Origin of the sequence: Enterococcus sp. LJL51 (assembly GCF_049894025.1) — a bacterium.
GTDB lineage: Bacteria > Bacillota > Bacilli > Lactobacillales > Enterococcaceae > Enterococcus_L.
Map to the genome: position 1 here is coordinate 78,595 of NZ_JBNEQE010000002.1, position 22,617 is coordinate 101,211.

Here is a 22,617-nt window from a genome sequence, read left to right on the forward strand (position 1 = left end):
GCACGCTTCTTTATTGTCTAAGCACGATGGAATGAAGCTTTTCAGACGAGTAAGTCTATATCATAGTTAAAGCCGTTTTGATCACTTAGCTGTTTGTAAAACTCTCCGCTTTTTTTGATGGTTCGCTTTTGTGTAGGCAAGTCAAGCGACACTAAACCGTAACGGTTTTTATAGGAGTTAATCCATGACCAGCAGTCAATAAAGGTCCATAAATGATAGCCTTTAATATTGCAGCCTTCTTGAATAGCTTTCCATAAATAAGCCAAATGGTCTTGAATATAAGTAATACGGTAATCATCAATGACTTGACCTGTTTCGTCCATAAAGCGTTCTTCATCAGCAACTCCCATTCCGTTTTCTGAAATAAAGGCTTCAATATTACCATAATTATTCTTTATATCCATGCACAGATCAAAAATTCCTTTTTCATAAATTTCCCAGCCTCGATAGTCATTCATTCGGCGTCCCGGCATGATATGATTTTCGAAGAACCATTCCGGCAGGAAAGGACCGGCAGAATTTACAGTGGTTAAGCGTGCTTTAACACGACGGGGCTCATAATAGTTCAAACCGAGGATTTGAGCGGTATTCTCTTTGATAAGTGTTAAGTCTTCTGCTGTATAATCGGCCGGCAGCTGGTTATATTCTTTCAATAAAGCAGTCAGCTCTTCTGGAAACTCGCCTTTGACCATTGGATCGAGAAAGCTGCGTGTATAAAAGAGATCCGCTATTTTTGCAGCCTGCACGTCCGCAGGATTTTGACTTCTTGGGAAAGTCGGACTTAAGTTCAGAATGACCCCGATTTTACTGGGAAGTTTCTGTTTTTTATGAGCAGATATGGCTTTTGCATGAGCAAGAATAGTAAAGAATGCTGCTTGAGCACCGCGTTTGAAATCGATGATATTTGGATAATGAAAGTCTTCTAAGTAACTACCAAGAATTGGTCCCAGCGGTTCATTGAAGGTAAACCAATGATAAACTAAGTCGCCAAATTCTTTAAAACAGGCCGCTGCAAAATTGGCATAGGCATCAACAACTTCTCTCGATTCCCAGCCGCCTTTATCTTGTAACTTCGCCGGCATATCAAAATGATAAAGATTGGCAAAAACTTTGATATTTTTATTGTTCATTTCGGTGAATAAGTCTCTATAAAAGGCAACCGCTTTTGGATTTACCTCGCCAGTCCCGTCATTTGGAAACATTCTCGCCCACGAAATCGAGACACGAAAAGAGTTATGACCAGTATCTTTCATGAGCTGAACGTCCTCTTTATAGCGGTGAATATGATCGGTAGTTACTTCAGAGCTAATACGATTGTAAAAACGATAGGGCTGCTCTTTGTACCAGCGTTCCCAAACCGTTTCTGCTTTGCCGGTTTCGCCTCTGCCCTCTGCCTGCTCAGCAGACCAGGCAGAGCCCCACCAAAAGTCTTCTGGAAATGTTAATTGTTGTTTATTCATGATTGTCCTCCTTGTTTACAAGGATATAATATCATCAATTCAAGATAAAATAAATAGTTTTATATTAAAAAGTATATACTTTTGTTTTTGAGAGTTTTATTTTTTTATGTTTACCTTGATAAAAGTAGTGAAAAGTATATAATTAATTATATCTTTTATAACGAAATGAGGAGAGGAAATGAAAAAGCTGCCTAAGTATATGGAAATCTATTTAGATATAAAAAAGAAAATTACTGAGGATTTTTTTAAGATAGGCGAGAAGCTGCCGACTGGGGATGAACTGGCAGGGGAGTATCAAACCAGTAAATTAACAGTTAAGAAGGGTATTGATTTGTTAGTCTCCGAAGGAGTGCTCAGGTCGAGAAGCGGGTTTGGAACAGAAGTGCTGCGCAAGCCTATTGATAATTCAAAGGTGTTTGGTCCAAATGAAGGGCTTTTTAGTGTAGTTGGAGAGGAGCATGTGGATTCAGAAATCCATACGTTTTCGATTGAGCTGCCTTCAGATGCGGTGGCTGAGATGTTAAAAATTGATAAAAAAGAATATGTCTATCATATTATCCGAAGTCGATTTATTGATCATCAGCCCTATTCGATTGAGCGGACATTCATGCCATTGTCTATCATTCCAGGACTGGAGCCTAAGCATCTTAAAAAGTCAGTATATTCTTATATAACAGATGATTTAGGACTTGAGATAAAGACTTCTCATATTCGGATTAAAGGAGATACAGCAACGGAATTTGATGGTGGTCTTTTGGCGATTGAACCTGGTGAATTTATGATTGAGGTAGAAAAAAATGTTTTTCTAGCGAATGGTCTTCCTTTTGAATATTCAATTACCCGGCATCTTTATCAGGATTTTGTTTTTGAAGCAGTATTTGTAGAAAATTAGTAATAAATAAAGCCATTTTTTGGCTTTTTCTTTTTCTTATAATCAAAAGTATATATTTTTATATAAAGTTATTTACTTTTACAAGAATTAGTAGTATGATACTTCTTGTAGTAAGTGCTTACAATAAAAACGAGGAGAGTTAACATGGAAAAGACTAGTAAAAAAGATCTTATCTTTGAAAAGTTTGGACTGATTGCCACGAAAATGGGTAACCAAATCCATTTGAGAACGTTGAGGGATGCCTTTGCTACATTCATGCCCTTTATGATGCTGGCCGGCTTTGTCACACTCATTAACTATGTAATTTTAGAGCCTACAGGATTTATGGGGAAAATCATTGATCCAGCTACCTTAACGACTGTTCAGGAAATTGGTATATCTATTGCCAACGGTACATTGAGTATTACGACCTTGCTTGTTGTAGCTGCAGTTTCTTATCATATGTGCGTAAGCCGCAATTATACAAATCATATTGCAGCAGTACTGGTCGCTATCTCTACCTTTGTAGTATTGACACCAATGAAAACAATGTTCTTACCGGAAAATGCTCAGAAAGCAGTTGAAGTAAGCGGAGTGATTCCAGTCACTCATACTGGAGCATCAGGTATGTTTGTTGGGATTTTTGTCGGCTTATTAGCAACAGAGCTGTTTATCAAATTATCTAGTAATGAAAAGCTTCAAATCAAGCTTTCAGGTAATATTCCTCCAGCAGTTTTAAAATCATTTAATGTGTTGATTCCCATTATGATTACGGTCACTAGCTTTGCAATTCTATCATTTATAGTCAATCAGCTATTTAATATGGATGTAAATGGGTTAATTACTAATGTTATCACTGGTCCGCTGAGCAAAGTAACGACAGGCTTACCAGGCTTTCTTCTAATCACATCAATTGCCAATTTATTCTTTGGCTTCGGGATTCATCAGGCAGTGATTTCCGGCTCTTTATTAGATCCGTTCCTTATCCAAAATATGCAGGAAAATATGGCTGCTTATGCTAGCGGTGAAAAAATTCCTCATATTATCAATATGGCATTTAAAGATACTTTCGCTGTAATGGGCGGTTCCGGCAACACGATTGCTCTGTTAATTGCAATCTTTATTTTTAGCCGCCGGAAAGACTATAAAGATTTTGCCAAGCTGTCTGTTACGCCAGCTATCTTTAATATCAGTGAACCAATTATTTTCGGACTGCCGATAGTTTTTAATATCAGCTTAATCATTCCTTTTGTTTTGGCGCCGATTTTCTCTTTAACAGTTGCCTATTTTGCTACAGCTGCAGGCTTAATTAATCATGTAGTTGTACAGATTCCTTGGACGACACCTCCGGTTATTTCCGGCTTCTTAGCGACAGGCGGGGATTGGAAAGCAGCCGTCTTACAGATTTTGATTATTGCTGCAAGTGTATTTATTTATCTGCCGTTCCTTCGTGTAGATGAAAAAGTAACAGCCAATATGGCAAAGGAAGAAACCGTTGGAGACAACATGTAGCAAGTAAGCATTAAAAATGATACAAGCTTGGGAGAAAAGGGTTTAGATATTTATCTATCTCTCAAGCTTGTATCATTTTTTGGATTTAGACCAGAAAGACTTCCTGATACTGAGATAAAGAACTAAATCAGACTGCTTCTCTTGATTACAGTGGTCGGCGTGCTATAATTGGAAAGGATTTTCAGTGTGTTTGAGCAGTTTTATTTTGTTTATAAGTGGAGGGCTAGTGATGGTTACAGAAAAGAAGTTTAGAAATGATACATGTGCTTGGGTCAATATAGATTCTGACAATATGGCCGATCATTCTGAATTGTACGAACAGTATGGTATTGACAATGAGATTATTTCTTATGCGCTGGATAAAAATGAACGGGCGCGTATTGAATTTGATAGTGAACTGGACATGTTTACCTTGATTTATAATGTTCCAGAAAATAAAGAAAGTGCCATTCGCTATGAAACAAATCCCATGACCTTTCTTGTTAAGGAACAGCAGCTAATCACCATTTCAAATAGTAAAAATGCCTATATTGTTCAAGAAATGGAGAACTATTTAGCTAAGAATTCGACCGTTTCTGTATTTAAGTTTCTTTTTTCAAGCTTGTTTATTATTTCTGATAATTATTTTCCGATTATTGAAGAAATGAATCGAGAAAGAAATCATATTAATGATATGCTGAAGGAAAAAACGACGAAGAAAAATCTTTTAGCATTATCTGATCTGGAAACAGGGGTCGTCTACTTTCTGTCTGCAGCAAAACAAAATGCTGTTTTGATAGAGCAGATTAAAACACAGAGCATTTTTCGTTTATTGGATAATGTCGAAAGAGAGCAGCTGGAAGATACTCATATTGAAGCGCGGCAGTTAGTGGAAATGGCACAGCTGACTTCCCAAGTACTGCAGCAGCTTTCTGGTACGTATAACAATATTTTGAATAATAATCTGAATGATACAATGAAGCTGTTAACCGTGCTTTCTATTTTATTAACTGTTCCAACGATTGTAACCGGCTTTTTTGGGATGAACATGCCGCTGCCTTTAGAGCATAACTTGCTAGGCTGGGTTATTGCAATTGGAATTAGCGTTGTTGGCTGGTTCACATTGTCCTTCATTCTGCATTTTGTACTAAAATAAGAAAGATTGACATTGTGTTTAGAAGCTTCATGAACACCTTTGACAGGAGCTTAAACGGCTATAAATGAGGCTTGAGAAGAAAGAAATAAGTGGACTGGAACATCAGTTAGACAGACGATGCTTCAGCCTCTTACAGTTGATTTACGAATACTTCAAATCAGCTTCTTTTGAATTTAGCGTGGACTGCTTGTTTTTTGCAATATTTTTGCTGACAAAATAGTTTACGAAAAATGAATAGAATGAAAGCACTTTTTTGATTGTTTCCAACTTGTCTAATAAAAATGAAGTAAATAAATTTTCGGGCTTGTAAATTTAAAAGAATAATGTTATTCTGATACCGTAAATGGATTGTTACTGTTAGGCAGGCAAAACCAGAATCAACTATTGTGCTAGTTTTAGCAGGAGAAGTAGGTGGATTCTAGGTTTTTTTATTTTGGAATGGAGGGTGTTCATTATGATTATTGAAAAGATACTGAATAATAATGTCGTGATGGCACGCAATGCTTCCGGAGAGGAAACTGTCTATATGGGCCGTGGATTGGCTTTCAAGAAACGTGTGGGTGATGAGCTTTTACCAGAGTTTGTTGAAAAGGAGTTTGTTCTCAAGGATTCAGCCTTATCTAGTCAATTTCAGCAGCTGTTTTCTGATCTACCTTCAGAAGAGGTGGAGGCAGTTAAAAAAATTGTTGATTTGGCGGAGGAAAAGCTGGGAGTGGAGCTTTCATCTAATGTTTATCTAACATTGACTGACCACATTCATTACGCCTTAGCTCGAGCAAAAGATGGAATTGAACTTCCTAATCCCTTAAAATATGAGACACGTAAGTTTTACCCAAAGGAGTTTGAAGTTGCCAAGCAGGGGATACAGTTAATCAATGAGCAGTTTGGTGTCGCCTTTGGTGATGATGAAGCCGGTTTCATCGCTTTTCATATTGTCAATGGGGAACAAGGCAACAACACCATGGAAGTTACCATGACTGCTACGGAAATTGTCGGCAGCATTTTAACCATTATTGGCAGGTATTTCGGTACATTGTTTGATGAAGATTCTCTGAATTATCAGCGAATGGTTACTCATCTTCAATTTTTCAGTCAACGCTATTTAAAGGATGAACTGAGTAGTGAAGAGGATGAATTCCTTTATGAACTGATTCAGTCCAAATATCCCAAAGCCTTTCAGGCGGTTCAGCGGATTAATGAGTATTTACAGAAAAAGTACGATAAGCCGGTTGGACAAGCGGAACAAACCTATCTAACCATCCATATTCAGCGGCTGGTTGGAGATGCAGAAAAAAATAAATAAAAGTCAATCGCAGGATTGTTACTGGTAATGCAGGCTAAACCCGGATTGAAAAGACAAGTAGGTACAAGTTTGTTTTGTGCTACTGTTTTTTCAATTTGGGTTTTTCTTATATAAAAAAAGAAAGAGGTATATCTATGAGTAAAAATCAAGAAATAGCAAAACGGGTACTAAATCTGGTTGGCGGAGAGTCCAACGTAAACACAGTCGTCCATTGTGCAACAAGACTACGTTTCAATCTGAAGGATGAAAGCGTTGCGAAAACGGAAGATTTAAAAAATGACCCTGATGTCATTCAGGTTGTTCAAAGCGGCGGTCAGTATCAGGTCGTAATCGGCAGTCATGTAAATGATGTCTACAAGGAATTACTGGCACAGAGCAGCTTAGGCAATGAAGGACATGAAGACACTGCCTCAGGAAACGGTAATATTTTTAATCGTCTGATTGACATTATATCTTCCATTTTCACACCGTTTTTAGGAGCGATGGCAGGAGCTGGGGTACTAAAAGGCTTCTTGACGTTAGCTTTGACTATGGGGTGGTTGGCAGCTGACTCAGGTGTTTATCTGGTACTCTTTGCAGTTGCGGACGGACTGTTCACCTACTTGCCGATTTTACTGGCTTTCACAGCAGCTAAAAAGTTCAATACGAATCAGTTTTTAGCAGTCTGTTTAGCGATGGCACTGGTTCATCCGAGTATTAATGCTTTAGCCGGAACAGAATTGAGCTTCTTCGGTATACCGGTAATTTTAGGGGCAAGCGGCTATACATCCTCTGTTATTCCGATTATTCTAGCCGTTTTTGTTATGCAGTATGTAGAACGTTTCTTTAAAAAGGTCATTCCTAATGCGCTGCAAATCATTTGCGTTCCTTTAGCTGTATTTTTAGTAATGACGCCATTAACTTTTATCTTAATTGGACCAATTGGAACAGTTGCTGGGAACCTGCTTGGCGGTGCGTATAATTCAATTTATGGCTTGAGTCCGTTGTTGGCTGGCGCTGTGATGGGTGGATTATGGCAAGTATTTGTAATGTTTGGTATGCATTGGGGCTTCGTGCCAATCATGATGCTGAACCTTTCCGAAGCCGGCGGCGGTATTGATACAATGATGCCGATGCTATTGCCGGCAGTAATGGCACAGGGTGGTGCAGCATTGGCTGTCTTCCTTAAGAGTAAAGATGTAAAAATGAAAGGCTTATCTCTTTCAGCCGCATTGACTTCTATCTTCGGAATTACTGAACCAGCGGTTTATGGAGTTACACTGCCGCTTAAGAAACCATTTATCGCAGCTTGTATCGGTGGTGCAGTTGGGGGCGCTTTTGTAGCCTTCAGCGGTGCAAAAAATTATGTTTTTGGTCTAGTTAGCGTCTTTAGTTTGCCAGGTTTTATTGCTCCAGATTCAAGTGATACTTCTGGAATTGTTTCTGCAGCCATCGGTACAGGGATTGCTATCATCTTAGCCTTTGTCCTGACACTTGTTTTAGGTTTTGAAGAAGGCGGACAAACAAAAAACGAAGTTATCGAGGCAGAAAGTAAGAAAGAAGCAGGCTCTGAAAATGGTCAAAAATTGGTTTTAGCAAGTCCAATCAGCGGAGATCTTTTCTCTTTATCTGAAGTGAAGGACGATGTGTTTGCCTCTGGTGCAATGGGTAAAGGCTTAGCTATACGTCCAACGGATGGTAGTGTCTATGCTCCTGTTGATGGAGAAATAACGACTATTTTTCCAACAGGTCATGCAATAGGTATTACGTCAAACGAAGGAATTGAACTATTGATTCATGTAGGGATGGATACGGTTGAGTTAAATGGAGAAGGATTCGAGACATTTGTTAAAGCTGGTGATAAGATTTCAAAAGGAGAGCTACTGGTTCAATTTGATCCGGAATTAATTACGAGTAAAGGGTATTCTATTGAAACCCCTGTAGTTATTACCAACAGCAACAGCTTTTTAGATGTTCTTGATTTATCTCAGGAAAATGTTCTGCACGGAGAAGATTTTCTAGTTGTAGTAAAATAAAAGCAGGTTTAGAAAAACGGAATGGAGGAAGAAATTACATGAAAAAAACGACAGGCTTCCCAGAGGGATTTTTATGGGGTGGAGCGACAGCAGCTAATCAGCTGGAAGGCGGGTATCGTGAGGACGGCAAAGGACTTTCAGTTGCTGATGCTATGCCAGGCGGAAAAGAACGGTTGGCGGTCCTTTCCAGCGAGACTTTTGACTGGTCGATTGATGAAGAGAAGTATGTCTATCCTAATCATCGGGGCATTGATCATTACTATCGTTTTAAGGAAGATATCAAGCTGTTTGCTGAAATGGGTTTTAAATGCTATCGCTTCTCTATTGCGTGGGCACGTATTTTTCCACAAGGAGATGAGCTTGAACCAAATGAAGCTGGTTTAGCGTTTTATGAAGAAATGATTGATGAATGCCTGACCTATGGGATTGAACCTGTTATCACGATTTCCCATTACGAAATGCCGCTTCATTTGGCAGTTGAATACGGCGGTTGGAAGAACCGTAAGCTGATTGATTTCTTTGAGCGTTATGCTCAGGTAGTTCTGACCCGTTTCCATGAAAAGGTGAAGTACTGGATGACATTTAACGAAATCAACTCAGCATTTCACATGCCTGTTTTAAGCCAAGGGTTAATTAAACAAACGGGTGCCGGAGATAAACAAAATCTGTTTCAGGCATGGCATAATCAATTTGTCGCCAGTAGCAAAGCCGTCAAAATTGGACATGATTTAAATCCGGAGCTCAAAATTGGTTGTATGATTATTTATGCGACAACGTATAGCCTGGATGCAAATCCAGTCAATCAAATGGCAACTCTGGAACAAAATCAGGAATTCAATTTCTTCTGTACAGATGTACAGGTTCGGGGAGAATACCCAGCTTATACTAATCGTATCTTTAAAAAATATGGTGTGGACGCAGAAAAACTGGAAATCCTTGAAGGTGATTTGGACTTGCTGAAGGCTTACCCGGTAGATTATATTGGCTTTAGCTACTACATGTCTACTGCTGTAACGATTACTGAAAAAAGCGAAGAAGTGAATGGCAATCTGCTTGGCGGAGTAAAAAATCCGTTCTTGAAAGCCAGCGAGTGGGGCTGGCAAATTGATCCAGAAGGCTTGCGGATAGCCTTGGATGAGTTGTATGACCGCTATCAGAAGCCGTTGTTCATTGTCGAAAATGGCTTGGGAGCGATTGATCAGGTTGATGAGAACTTTTATGTAGCGGATGATTACCGAATTGATTATCTGCGCCAGCATATTTTAGCAATGGAAAAAGCTATTGAGGATGGAGTTGACTTGATGGGCTACACGCCATGGGGCTGTATTGATTTAGTTAGTGCCTCCACTGGAGAAATGAGTAAGCGTTACGGTTTTATTTATGTCGACTTAGACGATAATGGAGCAGGCAGCATGAACCGTTATAAGAAAAAATCATTTGACTGGTACAAGCAAGTAATCGAGTCCAACGGTAAAAAGCTGGATTAATCGTAAAAATGTAAATGAATGAATAGTAAAAAAATAACTCGGAGGACCGTCATCTGGCGGAACCTGCGAGTTTTTTGGTTCTTGGTTGAATTGTGTTAGTAGGACAAAAGCTGAATAAACTCACAGAGCTTGAAACAAATGCAGAAACATCCTGATGCTGTTTCAAGTTCTTTCTTTTATGCGGAGAAAAAATAAGTCTTTGAACAATATAAATACGAGAATGAAGAGGATAAAATTTTACAGCATTACTACACGTTTGATGACTTTGCTCTTGTTGTTCAATCCTTCTGTGACACTTTTAATCTGTAATTTTAGGCGATTTCATTTTATCTGTTTGTTGAACCTTTTTGTATTTGAACACTTAAAAAGTACCGGCAAATTTTCCACTAAAAAAATACGACAGAATCGTTTTTTTAGGTAGTTCAAATTAATTACAAGGTAGAAACGGTATTGTTTGTTTGAAGCTGCCTATGTTATATTTACTTATGGCATTGAAGATGAATGTGAAAGGAGTATGCTGTCTTGAAAAACAAGTAGCTACTGATGATAAATATCCACGCATCTCTTGCGCTGTACTTCAGCAATGAGGTGGACAATACAGAAATTGTCAAGAAACACTATTCTCACTATCCAATCCTAGAAGCATAGAGAAACTTTGGAATATCATTTATTCAGTTTTAGGGCATGGGCGCATGAATGTCTTCCCTACTTTTAAAAATAGAAAGCTAAGGAGTGTTAGCTATGGAAAAAAAGAGAGTCTTCGAATTGTTTAACGAAAATGAAGTAATTGAATCAGTTACCCCTCAGACGATTACCAACGCATTTGCAGAGCTGAGCCAAGGGAAGTTTCATGTTTTAATACTGGAAGCCAGTCCCGCATTTGAAAGCAGTCCTTTTATTCAAGTGGCTTGGGAAAAGGGCCTCTATACTATTGAAATTCAATTTGACAATGAGGGACAGCTTCAGCAATTTCGTAAGGAAACAGGAGAAATTGAAGAATGCCTGACCTTGTTTTTGAATTATCATTCAGAAAAATTGCCGGATAAAACAGGCTGGCAGGATGTATCGTCAGAAATCAATTATTATTATGATGACGAAGAGGCAGGCGTTGCCAGAGAGACATCACATCCTTTTTTTGTGAAGCATTTTACCGATGAAATCTATTATAATATTACAGATGACTATGCACCTTTTGGCAATGATACTGGTAATGATGCGCTTCGTATGTTGGAAGAACGTTTAGCAGAAGACGATGATTTAGAGGATTTCGAAGAGCTGCCGGCATTTATTTCTACTACATGGGGCTTCGACTATCTGGACTCGTTAAAAATTCAAAATGAACCAGCGTTCATAGAGAACCATCAAAGCGAGGTTATTAAGTCAAATCAGATTACCGTAGCTGTTGGGTTCGGTGTCATTAAAATTACCGGCGGTATCAGTTTTCAGCTGAAAAAGCGGGCAATTTTAGCGTTAGAGCAGCTAGCGAATGCTATACCGGAAGGGAGAACATCGTACCAACAACAGATTGAAGCAATGAAAACTTATCACGGTTATGATGAATAAGTTTTGAAAAGAAAACAGCCAGTCTTGAGATAGGGATGATATACATCGATTTTCAGGCCATTATTTTTTTAGCCCACTGAGGAATAAAGATATAGTTTGAATTAGGTTCGACGATATAGTTAGTCCGGAGGATAATGAGCAGCAGGCTTTATTATAGAAATAAGAAAATTGTCTAGTTAAATCAAGACAATTTTTTTTGATACTTTATAGTGGAGAAAAAGAGGGTGAAACCATATGGATAAGGTGGTAGTAATTGTAGAAATACAAAAATATATTGCTGCTCATTTTCAGGAAGAAGATTTTTCCGTTAAAAAGATATGTGAGCGGGTCAACTACTCGCGAAGACAGATTGATAGAATGTTTAAAACCGAACTAGGAGTAACTTTACAGGAGTATATCGCTGCAGTTCGACTGACTCAAAGCAGCAATGAACTGTTAAAAACGGAAACAAGTATTTTGGAAATTGCTCTAACAAATCACTATCAGTCCCACGAGGGCTTTACTCGCTCCTTTAAAAAGAGATTCGGACTGACTCCGTCAGAATATCGTGATCAGAGAATACCCCTGCCTTTATTCACTATGCATCCCTTAAGTCATTATTATGCTATTCTAGAACATAAGGAAGCATCCAGAATCCATAATCGGCACAGCAGGTGCACAATTACCGTTCAACACAAACCAAGACGCAAACTGCTCTTTCTTCCTGCGCACCATGCAGATGATTATCTCTCCTATTGTGAAGAGATGGGCTGTGACTGGGAAGGTCTGCAAAATAGCATTCAGGAAAAATTTGAGCCAGCTGCTCTATTGACTCTGCCGGAATTTTTGAGTGAGGGCTTTGCAAAAACGGCTTCGGGAATTGAGGTTCCGTTTGATTATGATAAAATACTTCCACAAGGCTATGAGGTTGTAGAGCTACCGGAAAGCATCATGTTGTCTTTCCAAAGTGCTCCTTATGAAAATGAGGAGTCTTTTAGCGAGATTATCGATGAGGTGTATGAAGCAATAGAAAAATACATCCCAGCTGATTATGGCTATAAGCTATCTTATGAGTCAGGTCCGGTTTTTAATTATGGAGCGCAGCCTGAGCTAGGTGCTAGAATCGCAGTGCCAGCTATTTCTATTTAAAATAATACTAACTCTCATAATTTTTTTATGAGAGTTATTTTCATATGTTCTTTGTTTCTCTTTTCTAATTTTTAGATTATTCAAGTTAAGTACTTCTGTTTATTTCATTCAATGTGCACAAATTTTGGGAAGAATGAACATATTTCTTTTGAACCAATAGATTAAGCCGATTTTCCTGTCTATAATTAGCTTAAGACTTTGTGAGAGCGTACCCAAATGAGCAGTTGAAAAAGTTTTGTCCTCTTGTTATCCTTTGCAGTAGACAAAGGAGAGGACGGCAATGATGAAACAGTGGGACAATGATTTCTTAACTAGAGAGGATTATGCTCAGGCAATGGAAAAACTGATTCAGCCGATTAGAGAAGAAATTATTCATTCTGATTTTCCAGGAGTGCATCTTGGCAGTAGTGGTGCAGTTTACAATCAGCAGCGGGCGGATATGGAAGCGCTTATTCGTCCGCTGTGGGGACTGGCTCCTTATTGGACGCTGAAAAAGGATGATCAGCTGCGTGACGCTTATTTAAACAAGCTGGCTGCCGGTACCGATTCTGCGAATGCGGCATATTGGGGAGATGTTGAGAATTACGACCAGTATATTGTGGAAATGGCGGCGTTATCACTCACACTATTGCTGCACAGGGAATATTTTTGGGAACAGCTGCCATTAAAACAGCAGCAAACTCTTATTCAGTGGATGGCTCAGGCGCTTGACCGGCAGATTCCTAAGAATAACTGGATGTTTTTTAAAGTTCTGATTCGAATTGCATTGTATCAATGTGGAGAAGTATTGAATCACGAAGCGTTAGAAAAAGAGCTGCTGCTCATCGATGGGATGTATGTTGGTGAAGGCTGGTATGTTGATGGGAAAGAGACACAAAGGGATTACTATATTCCTTTTGCTTTTCACTACTATGGGTTAATTTATGTCAAGTTTATGGGGGCAGAAGATCCAGAGCGGTCTCAGATATTTATTGAACGGGCGACCCGCTTCGCTCAGGATTTCTTGCATTATTTTGATGCTGACGGAGAAGCCTTGCCTTATGGACGAAGCTTAACTTATCGTTTTGCTCAGGCGGCCTTTTTTTCAGCTTTAGTTTTTGCTGATGTTGAAGCCGTGCCTTGGGGAGTGATGAAAGGAATCATGTCCAAGCATATGAAAAAATGGATGGATCATGATATCTTCACGTTTGATGGACGGCTGTCCATTGGCTATCACTATGAAAATCTGGTAATGGCAGAGGGCTACAATGCACCAGGTTCTCCATATTGGGCTTTCAAAACATTTTTACTTTTAGCTGTTGAGGAGACGCATCCTTTTTGGCAGGCTCAGCCAATCTATTTAAAAAGGAATGAGAAACGGCTTGTAAAAGAAGGTCGGCTATTATTACTTCATGAAAGCAATGGCGCGCATGTGCTGGGCTTTCCAGCAGGAATGCTTGTAGAAGGACAGGCTCATGGAGAAGCGAAATACAGCAAGTTTGTTTATTCTACAAAATTTGGCTTTAGCGTGCCTAAAGCAGGGATTCGCTATGAAGAAGGAGCCTTTGACAATACGTTAGCGATTTCTGTAGACGGCAACTGTTTTCGAGTAAAACGTGAAACAGAAAGCTATCAACTGTCAGAGGAAAAAGTTGTTCATCAATGGTCACCATTTAAAGGAGTGAACATTCGAACAGAAATTTATCCTTTTGGCGAGTGGCACGTTCGCTTTCATGAGATTGAAACAGCATTTCCTCTAGAGGTAAGAGAAGGCGGCTTCAGTGTTGGATTTGAGGAGCGCAAGCCGCAGACAACTGGAAGTAAGGAGACGGCATCGGTTCAGCAAGGACCCCTAACGTCTAAAATTATCAATATTGAAGGCTTTGAAGAAGCATATATTGTGCAGCCTGAGCCGAATACTTCATTGTTTTTTCCAAGAACAAGTTTTCCATATTTAAAGAAACAGCTGCCAAGCGGACGGCATCGCTTGATTAGTTTGGTTGGCGGCTTATATACAAAAGAAGAGAGGGAATAAAGAATGATAAAAGTAGCATTGAAGACGAGTGAGGATATTCTGATTACAGGGCGTCTGGATGATGAAACAGAAAATGGTGCATTTGAAGCAGCTGGCGAAGAAATGGCTGTTTTAGCCATTAAGGATTACGTGTATAAAAATGGAGATAAAATCGTTGTAACAACAGAGTTAGAAGATTCCTTTTTCGTTGTTCAGCTAGATGAAACATTGGCGCCAACACTGATTTATCTGCCTCAAACATCGTGGGAGTATCATATTCCTACAACTGAAGAAGCAATGACTGCTTCTGTTGAAACAGGTTTTCGTTCTAAGCGGCACCATTTGATGGTTCGAAAAGCGTATGATTTTGAAGTTAACAGTTATCAGAATCTTTCTCAGAACAGTCACGATCAAAAGGAAGCGTCAGGAGCCTATCCTCACGCAGAAGCAAATGTAGAAACAAGGGGAGAAGCTGTATTTTTCGCTAAAAATGCGATTGACGGAAAATATGGCAATCTTTCTCATGGCAAGTACCCCTTTGCTTCATGGGGAATCAATCAGCAAAAAGATGCAGCATTGACGATTGATTTTGGCCGAAAGGTACGTATTGACTGGATTCGTCTGCTGCTTAGAGGAGATTATCCTCATGACAGCTATTGGACAGAGGTGACATTGGAGTTTTCTGATGGAGAGCTGCTGACTGTCTTAACGGATAATTCATTAAACTTTCAGGATGTCCATTTTCCAGAAAAGGAAACAACTACAGTTACTTTAAAAAATATGAAGAAGGCAGCTGACGAATCACCATTTCCGGCCTTAACTCAAATTGAAGTGTTTGGGCGGAACAGCTGAGTTTTTTGAGATGAAAAAGCAGTAATTTTTGTTGTCAGAGTAAAATGATAAAGCTTGGAATCAAAATCAGAAAGCAGCTGATTTTGTTCCAAGCTTTTTTGCTGATAGAAAAGAATGTTGGGACTAATCTGGAGAGCAAGGAGATAACTATTCCAGCTCTGTTTCTATTTTTTTCAATAGGAAAATAAATTAACCCATTAGAAAGGTCGCTTTTTTTTCAGAAGTAAGCTATAATGAGATAAGTTAACATGTTAACAAGTTAAGGAGATGGACAAAGTGACTCTTCATGAAAATAAACAATGCCTGATTAATTTAGGCCAGCAGCTGACAGAAGAATGGCTAAATAATCAGATTGATTTTTGTATTCAGCAGCTTGAAAAGAATATGCTGCGCTTCGGCAATCAGTTTCCGTCCGCTTCAGCGGTTAATGGGCAATACCGAATCAAGGCCAATGATGATTGGACAAACGGCTTTTGGACAGGGATGTTGTGGCTTGCTTATGAATGGACTGGAAAAGAAAAGTTCAAGCAGCAAGCGTTGAAGAATATTGACAGCTTTCAGCAGCGTTTGGATGATCACTTTGTGCTGGATCACCATGATATTGGCTTTCTTTATAGCTTATCGGCAGGTGCCGGCTATCGAATTACTGGCGATCAGCAGTGCAAAAAAACACTTTTACAAGCGGCAGATGTTTTAAGTGCCCGCTTTCAGCCGAAGGGGAATTTTATACAGGCTTGGGGAAGACTAGGTGATCCGAAAGAATACCGTTTAATTATAGATTCTCTAATCAATGTCCCGTTGCTGTTTGAAGCGACACGGGTGTCTGGTCTGCCTCGCTATGCAGAGATTGGAGAAAAACATTACCAAACTGTTTTAAAAACAGTTATCAGAGCGAATGCTTCAACTTTTCACACCTTCTATTTTGATACTGAAACGGGGGCACCCAGCCATGGCGCAACCCATCAGGGAAACAGTGATGCTTCTATTTGGGCTAGAGGACAAAGCTGGGCAATATTAGGAATTCCTTTAGATGAAAGCGGACGGAATCAGCCTTCTGTTCCAGCTGTTTATAGCCGGATTGTTGATGTTTTTCTGGAACAGCTTCCAGCAGACTTAGTGCCTTATTGGGATTTTGATTTCAATGATGAGAATCCTTCAGACAAAGACAGCTCATCGTTGGCAGTGGCTGCCTGCGGACTGTTGGAGGCTGAAAAGCTGACTGCTTACTCAGATGCAGAAGCTATTGCAAGAGGGATGGTTTATCAGCTGGGGGAACATTACACAGCTCAGACAGCTCCTGATAATGAAGGGCTGCTTTTGCATGGCGTATATGCCCATGCTGAAGGAAAGGGGATTGACGAACCGAATTTATGGGGCGACTATTTTTATTTTGAAGCTTTAATGCGGTTAGCAAAACCAGATTGGCAAAGATATTGGTGAGGAGAGAGAAGATGGAAACATTTGAGATAAAAGAAGAGTTTCTACTGGATGGTCAGCCAGTAAAACTCATTAGCGGAGCAATTCATTACTTTCGTTTAACGCCTGAACAATGGGAGGATAGCCTATATAATCTGAAAGCACTCGGAGCAAATACAGTTGAGACATATATTCCCTGGAATATTCATGAACCGGTTGAAGGACAATTTGATTTTTCCGGGCTAAAAGACATTGAAGCTTTTGTAGGACTGGCACAAGAGTTAGGCTTAATGGTTATTTTACGTCCGTCTGTTTATATTTGCGCTGAATGGGAGTTTGGCGGACTACCGGCATGGCTGTTGAAGGAAAATGGGCTGCGGCTGCGGTCAACAGATCCGAAGTTTATGGAAAAGGTGCGCAGGTACTTCAATGTTCTATTGCCCAAGCTGCTGCCTCTACAGGTGACTCAGGGCGGTCCCGTCATTATGATGCAGATTGAGAATGAGTTTGGCTCTTATGGTATGGATAAGGAGTATCTGCGTCAAACGAAAAAGCTGATGGAAGACTGCGGTGTTGAAGTGCCGCTGTTTACTTCTGACGGCTCCTGGGATGAAGTGCTGGATGCGGGAACGCTAATTGAAGATGATGTGTTTGTCACTGGGAATTTTGGCAGTCATTCAAAAGAAAATGCCGCAGTGCTTCAGGCGTTCATGTCGAGGCATGGAAAGAAATGGCCGATTATGTGTATGGAATACTGGGATGGCTGGTTTAATCGCTGGGGAGAGCCTGTTATCAAACGAGACGGCAAAGACTTAGCTAAGGAAGTAAAGGAGATGCTGGAAATTGGTTCATTGAACTTGTACATGTTTCACGGCGGCACAAATTTTGGTTTTTACAATGGGTGTTCAGCAAGAGGAACGACGGATTTACCTCAAGTTACAAGCTATGATTATGACGCTTTGCTGACAGAAGCAGGTGAACCGACAGAAAAATATTATTTAGTACAGCAGGCAATTCGAGAAGTTTGTCCAGAGGTCTGGCAGGCTGAACCTCGCAAAAAACAGCTGGCCAGCTTGGGGGCATTCCCTGTAACCGCCAGTGTTTCCCTATTTCAAACGAAAGAAGCGATCACCCAGCCGATTGAATCCTCTTATCCTTTGACGATGGAGCAAGCTGGCTCCGGATATGGCTACATGCTGTACTCGCTAACGCTTAAAAATTATTCTCATGAAAACAAGCTAAAATTTGTAGAAGCGGGAGACCGCATCCAAGCTTATGTAAATGGAACACATAAAATCACCCAGTATCAGGAAACTGTAGGAGAAGAGTTTTCGATTGAGGGACAAGCAGGCCAAGACACCATCGCATTGGATGTGCTGATTGAAAATTTGGGTAGAGTCAATTATGGCTATAAGCTGAACAGTCCGACGCAATCAAAGGGCATCCGAGGAGGAATTATGCAGGATATTCACTTCCATCAAGGGTATACACATTATCCTTTGGAGCTAACTGCAGAGCAGCTGGAAAAGATTGATTACGAAGCAGGAGAAAATTCTGAACAGCCGTCATTTTATAAAGTAATGTTCAATTTAGAGGAGCTGAGTGATACATTTATTGATTGTTCAACATATGGTAAAGGGGTTGTTTTTGTAAATGGAACAAACCTTGGGCGCTATTGGCAGAACGGTCCAATTCATACGCTATACTGTCCAAAAGAATTTTTACAAAAGGGAGCAAACGAAGTCGTTATTTTTGAAACAGAAGGTGTTGAGATTACGGAATTATCCTTCTCGGCAGCACCAATTGTGAAAAAATGAAATGCTAACAAAAATAGAAGTGGAAGCTACTCAGCTTCCACTTCTATTTTTGTTTTGAAATATTTCCAGTGCTTATAACTGACGATATACTCTGCAACACTACGATCTGGTAAATAGGAGTGTTTGACCTGCTTGACTGCAGGTTCTCTAAAGCTTAACCGTAAAAGATTCAGCAGCTCAGCATCATCCGGGAAAACAATCTCATTCGTTTCTATAGAGGCTAATGAAAAGAGATCGAGATTAAAGTCTTTACGTACCCGCTCGTAGACGCTTGCGTAGGCAGATAAATCAGTATTGATAGGTTCTTTGACTAGCTTCTTAGGTAAATGAGTGATATGAACCAGAAAGGGAATATCTCCAAAAGAACGGACACGTTTGATTTTATAGTAAGAGCTGTGAGCTGGCAAACCTAATTCTTTTAGTATCTCCGGGTTCTGTTCCTCTTCGATAGAGAGGACCTTAATTTTTTCGGTATCCAACGAATGCAGCTCAATATCTGAAAACTTTACACTTTGTGAGACCTTTGATTTTGACACGAAGGTGCCTTTCCCCTGAATCCGGTATAGGTAGCCTGCGCTGGTCAGTTCGTTTAAAGCCTTCACCGCTGTAATGGAGCTGACAGAATAGTTTCGTTTGATATCAGCTTCGGAATAGAATTTATCTCCAGGAATAAATTTGTGATTTTTTATTTCGCTCATGAGCTCCTGTTTGATTTGTTCGTATTTAGGAATCATAGCAACCTCCTTTTTATGACATAGTTATTATAGATTATTCATCGCTTATACAGGAAAAATCAAGCAGTCTCTACCTGTATAGAAAGCGAGAAGATGAAAGAATCAGTGAAGTAAACAAGATTATTCAGTCCAATTCTTTGAGATAGCTATCGTGTTACTTAAAAAATTTATTTTGCAGAGAGTGTGCTTAAAAAAGCGTACCAGTACTTGCGTTCTTGAAGAAATCTATCTATTTAAGGATAACATGTCAACTTGAGATTAGCAATCGCTTTATCTTTTATAACATATGGAGTAAAATAACCATGGTCAAAATTTTAAAATAAAATTCAATATATTAAGATATTAGGTTTACGAATGAGTTGATATGTGATATAGTAGGTTTACGCAAGACATAACATGTTAAGTGAGAACATTTTAAACCAATAGGAGGGGATTAAGTGAAAAATATTGTATTGATAAGTCATGGTGAGATGGCAGAAGGGATAAAAAGCAGTTTGGAAATGATTGTTGGGCAGCAGGAACAAGTACATACGGTTTCTTTGCGGCCTGACGGCGATAATATCCAGTTCGAAAACGAATTGCTTTTGAAAATGAAAGCCCTTAACAAGCCAGTACTTATTTTAGCAGACTTAGGTGGAGGAACGCCATGTAATGTGGCAGCTAAGCATTATATGGAAGAAGAAGAGGTAGATATATTAGCGGGAATGTCGCTTCCAATGGTCATTGAAGCGGCAGTCAATCAGCAAATCACTGTAAAGGAACTGCTTAATCTTTCAAAAGGCAGTATGGTGGATGTCAAAGCTGAGATTAAACGCTCGGAAAAAGGTGAAGAAACTTCTGAAGCAAACGCAGACTTGGATAAATACAAAGAGTTTGAAGGAAAAGCCGTCATCGTCAATGTACGAATCGATGAGCGCCTTATTCATGGACAGGTTGCTGGGATTTGGTCGACGAGTTTGAATACACAGCGAATTATTGTCATCAACGATGAAGCTGCAGCAGATCCGCTGCAAAAATCTTCATTGCGGATGGCTGCACCGACAACGATGCGTTTATCAGTTTTGACTATAGAGGCTGCAGCAGAAAATATCCAAAAAGGAAAATATGGAAAACAGAGACTTTTTCTTTTATTCAAGAATCCGACAGATGTTCTGAGATATCTTGAAGCAGGCGGTCAGCTTACGGCTGTGAATGTCGGCAACATGAGCTATAAAGAAGGCGCCAGAGAGATAACCAAGAGCATTAAAGTTATGAAGGATGAAGAGCTTGTGTTTGAAGGAATTGCAGAAAAGGGAGTAAAAATTACCGCTCAGCTGGTACCTAATGATCCATCTATCGATTTTATGGAAAAACTACGAAACTAAATTCAGGAGGAAAGAACCATGCACTTAGAAGCATACCAAATTATTCTTATTACTATTTATGCATTTATTGCGATTAATGATTCACTTATTTCAAATACGCTGACTCAACCGGCTATCGCCGGAATGATTTCAGGGCTAATCATGGGAGACTTAACCACTGGATTAATGGTTGGAGGAACATTACAGCTGATGCGTCTGGGGATTGCTGCATTTGGCGGAGCCTCTGTACCGGATTACTTTACAGGTGCGGTGCTGGGAACAGCATTTGCTGTGCTATCTGGTAAAGGAGCAGAATACGGCATCGGACTAGCTGTTCCTGTTTCCCTGTTGATGCTTCAACTAGATGTTGTTGCCCGCTTCTGTAATGTCTATTTACTGCATCGTGTGGACAAAGCGATTGATAACATGCAGGTTAGCCGAATTCCTAAGTTTGTTTTATCAGGTTCATTTTTATGGGGATTATCCAGAGCAATTCCCATTTTGCTGATGCTGCTTGTGGGAGATGCGGCGGTAACAACGATTACTGAAAACACACCTGAATGGCTGATGACCGGATTAAAAACTGCTGGTGGTGTCTTACCGGTAGTTGGTGTGGCAATTTTATTACGATATTTACCGACAAAACAATATATTCCTTATTTGTTGCTTGGCTTCTTTTTAGCTGCCTATCTACAAGTGCCAATGTTAGGTATTTCAATTATCGGAGTGGTGGCAGCGATGCTGGTTTTCAAACGTGACAGCGAGAAAGGTACGGCTCAAGCTGTTACGGGAACAGATACTTTTGAAGGAGGATATGACGGGGATGAGTAATCAAAAATTAACAAAACAAGAGCTGAATGCAATTAGCTGGCGCTATATTTTAGGTAGTCAGCTGAACTGGAACTATGAGCGAATGATGAGTACAGGTTATCTTTACGGTATTTTACCAGTGCTGAAAAAATTCTATGGACATGATGAGACACAATTTCAAGATATGCTGCGGACACATAATCAGTTCTTTAATACAAATGCAATTTTTGGAAATCTGATTATGGGGATTGATGTGGCAATCGAAGAGCAGGACGGTTACAAAGCGAAAGAAACAATAGTCGCTTTGAAAACGGCTTTAATGGGTTCATTAGCCGGTGTCGGTGATTCCCTGTTTCACGTTATCTGGGGAACCATTTTCGGCTCGGTTGCAGGAACCCTGGCTCAAAGCGGGTCTGTCGTCGGCTGTGTCATCTGGATAATCGCTAATATTGCCTTGCTGTTTGCTCGGGCAGCTTTGCTTCCGCTAGGATATAAGCAGGGAGTTAAGCTTGTAACAACACTAAAGGATAAGCTAGCTGCTTTTACCAATGCGGCAACCGTATTGGGAGTAACTGTGATTGGTGCACTCATTCCATCAGTAGTCAAAGCAACGGTACCATTCGTTTACAAAAAGGATGGTGTTGAGCTGGTAATTCAGGATACATTAGATGCTATACTACCTTCATTAGTACCGATTTTATTAGTCATCCTAACATATTGGATGCTGGGACAGAAAAAACTAAATTCTACCCGTGTTATCTGGATTATTTTAATTCTTTCGATTGCATTGAGCGCATTTGGTATTTTAGGTTAACGTTGAAAAGAGGAGAGTGGGACAATAAGTTTCCACTCTTTTCTTTGCTCAAAACCCGAATGAACGGTATTCCAGAAGCAGCTCACTTCACTCCGATTTCATCAATCTCTAAATGAACAGAGTTGCTAAGAATTGAAGCTCTCGGAGCTGCATATTTTTTTATGCCTTCATTTTTTTGAGCTTTTCTATCTTTGGGAAAAGCTCAGACATGTCAAATAGGCATTCTTTAATAAAATAATAGTCAAGAGAGCTACGGATTTCCGGTAATTGTTGGTAAAAAAATGAGTTCCAGTATCTGTCATTGTAACTAAGAGGGGAGTGAGAAGGATCAGCTGACATATGGAGGTTTTCAAATAGGTTTTAA

Annotated in this window: 17 protein-coding genes; 15 read left to right on the plus strand and 2 right to left on the minus strand. The window is 39.8% G+C overall.

The features are described from left to right. Positions 1 to 41: 41 nt before the first annotated feature. Positions 42 to 1,460, minus strand: coding sequence for a glycoside hydrolase family 1 protein (locus tag ACPWSO_RS02550; protein WP_426081226.1), 1,419 nt, complete (start codon positions 1,458 to 1,460; stop codon positions 42 to 44). A 178-nt stretch (positions 1,461 to 1,638) separates the two neighbouring features. On the opposite strand from ACPWSO_RS02550, the gene ACPWSO_RS02555 reads away from it, so the two are divergent. The 12 genes from ACPWSO_RS02555 to ACPWSO_RS02610 all read left to right on the plus strand — a co-directional run bounded on the left by ACPWSO_RS02555 (position 1,639) and on the right by ACPWSO_RS02610 (position 18,552). After that, positions 1,639 to 2,352: a GntR family transcriptional regulator gene (locus ACPWSO_RS02555; protein WP_426081227.1), complete on the plus strand. Its 714-nt coding sequence runs from the start codon at positions 1,639 to 1,641 to the stop codon at positions 2,350 to 2,352. 144 nt (positions 2,353 to 2,496) lie between these two features. Then, positions 2,497 to 3,843 carry a PTS sugar transporter subunit IIC gene (locus tag ACPWSO_RS02560; protein ID WP_426081228.1) on the plus strand — a complete coding sequence of 449 codons (1,347 nt, stop codon included), beginning with the start codon at positions 2,497 to 2,499 and terminating at the stop codon, positions 3,841 to 3,843. A gap of 229 nt (positions 3,844 to 4,072) precedes the next feature. Further along, complete coding sequence (locus tag ACPWSO_RS02565) at positions 4,073 to 4,978, plus strand: magnesium transporter CorA family protein (RefSeq protein WP_426081229.1); 906 nt, start codon at positions 4,073 to 4,075, stop codon at positions 4,976 to 4,978. A gap of 454 nt (positions 4,979 to 5,432) precedes the next feature. Further along, complete coding sequence (gene licT, locus ACPWSO_RS02570; protein ID WP_426081230.1) at positions 5,433 to 6,281, plus strand: BglG family transcription antiterminator LicT; 849 nt, start codon at positions 5,433 to 5,435, stop codon at positions 6,279 to 6,281. Positions 6,282 to 6,415: 134 nt separating this feature from the next. Next, complete coding sequence (locus tag ACPWSO_RS02575) at positions 6,416 to 8,296, plus strand: beta-glucoside-specific PTS transporter subunit IIABC (RefSeq protein ID WP_426081231.1); 1,881 nt, start codon at positions 6,416 to 6,418, stop codon at positions 8,294 to 8,296. A 38-nt stretch (positions 8,297 to 8,334) separates the two neighbouring features. Continuing rightward, entirely contained in the window at positions 8,335 to 9,783 is a 1,449-nt protein-coding gene (locus ACPWSO_RS02580) for a glycoside hydrolase family 1 protein (protein ID WP_426081232.1), read from the plus strand. Between the two features lie 741 nt (positions 9,784 to 10,524). Continuing rightward, complete coding sequence (locus ACPWSO_RS02585) at positions 10,525 to 11,346, plus strand: hypothetical protein (RefSeq protein WP_426081233.1); 822 nt, start codon at positions 10,525 to 10,527, stop codon at positions 11,344 to 11,346. Positions 11,347 to 11,580: 234 nt separating this feature from the next. Next, complete coding sequence (locus ACPWSO_RS02590; RefSeq protein ID WP_426081234.1) at positions 11,581 to 12,474, plus strand: helix-turn-helix transcriptional regulator; 894 nt, start codon at positions 11,581 to 11,583, stop codon at positions 12,472 to 12,474. Between the two features lie 280 nt (positions 12,475 to 12,754). Further along, positions 12,755 to 14,488 (plus strand): DUF2264 domain-containing protein, encoded by a 1,734-nt coding sequence (locus tag ACPWSO_RS02595; RefSeq protein WP_426081235.1) that lies wholly within the window; start codon positions 12,755 to 12,757, stop codon positions 14,486 to 14,488. A 3-nt stretch (positions 14,489 to 14,491) separates the two neighbouring features. After that, positions 14,492 to 15,319 carry a hypothetical protein gene (locus ACPWSO_RS02600; RefSeq protein WP_426081236.1) on the plus strand — a complete coding sequence of 276 codons (828 nt, stop codon included), beginning with the start codon at positions 14,492 to 14,494 and terminating at the stop codon, positions 15,317 to 15,319. A gap of 276 nt (positions 15,320 to 15,595) precedes the next feature. Further along, positions 15,596 to 16,759 (plus strand): glycoside hydrolase family 88 protein, encoded by a 1,164-nt coding sequence (locus ACPWSO_RS02605; RefSeq protein ID WP_426081237.1) that lies wholly within the window; start codon positions 15,596 to 15,598, stop codon positions 16,757 to 16,759. A gap of 11 nt (positions 16,760 to 16,770) precedes the next feature. Continuing rightward, the gene (locus tag ACPWSO_RS02610) at positions 16,771 to 18,552 is read left to right on the plus strand and encodes a glycoside hydrolase family 35 protein (protein ID WP_426081238.1); all 1,782 of its coding nucleotides are present in this window, start codon (positions 16,771 to 16,773) and stop codon (positions 18,550 to 18,552) included. A 26-nt stretch (positions 18,553 to 18,578) separates the two neighbouring features. On the opposite strand, the gene ACPWSO_RS02615 is transcribed toward ACPWSO_RS02610, so the two are convergent. Continuing rightward, on the minus strand, positions 18,579 to 19,286 hold the full coding sequence (locus ACPWSO_RS02615; protein WP_426081239.1) for a GntR family transcriptional regulator: 708 nt from the start codon (positions 19,284 to 19,286) through the stop codon (positions 18,579 to 18,581). Positions 19,287 to 19,723: 437 nt separating this feature from the next. Here ACPWSO_RS02615 and ACPWSO_RS02620 point away from each other — a divergent pair, with 437 nt between their 5' ends. Genes ACPWSO_RS02620 through ACPWSO_RS02630 form a run of 3 tightly spaced genes read left to right on the plus strand, consistent with a single transcriptional unit; the run spans position 19,724 to position 22,253 of the window. Continuing rightward, entirely contained in the window at positions 19,724 to 20,650 is a 927-nt protein-coding gene (locus ACPWSO_RS02620; RefSeq protein WP_426081240.1) for a PTS mannose/fructose/sorbose transporter subunit IIAB, read from the plus strand. Between the two features lie 18 nt (positions 20,651 to 20,668). After that, positions 20,669 to 21,460 carry a PTS mannose/fructose/sorbose/N-acetylgalactosamine transporter subunit IIC gene (locus ACPWSO_RS02625; RefSeq protein WP_426081241.1) on the plus strand — a complete coding sequence of 264 codons (792 nt, stop codon included), beginning with the start codon at positions 20,669 to 20,671 and terminating at the stop codon, positions 21,458 to 21,460. Beyond that, positions 21,453 to 22,253 carry a PTS system mannose/fructose/sorbose family transporter subunit IID gene (locus tag ACPWSO_RS02630; protein ID WP_426081242.1) on the plus strand — a complete coding sequence of 267 codons (801 nt, stop codon included), beginning with the start codon at positions 21,453 to 21,455 and terminating at the stop codon, positions 22,251 to 22,253. The genes ACPWSO_RS02625 and ACPWSO_RS02630 overlap by 8 nt, the downstream gene beginning before the upstream one ends. Positions 22,254 to 22,617: the final 364 nt, after the last annotated feature.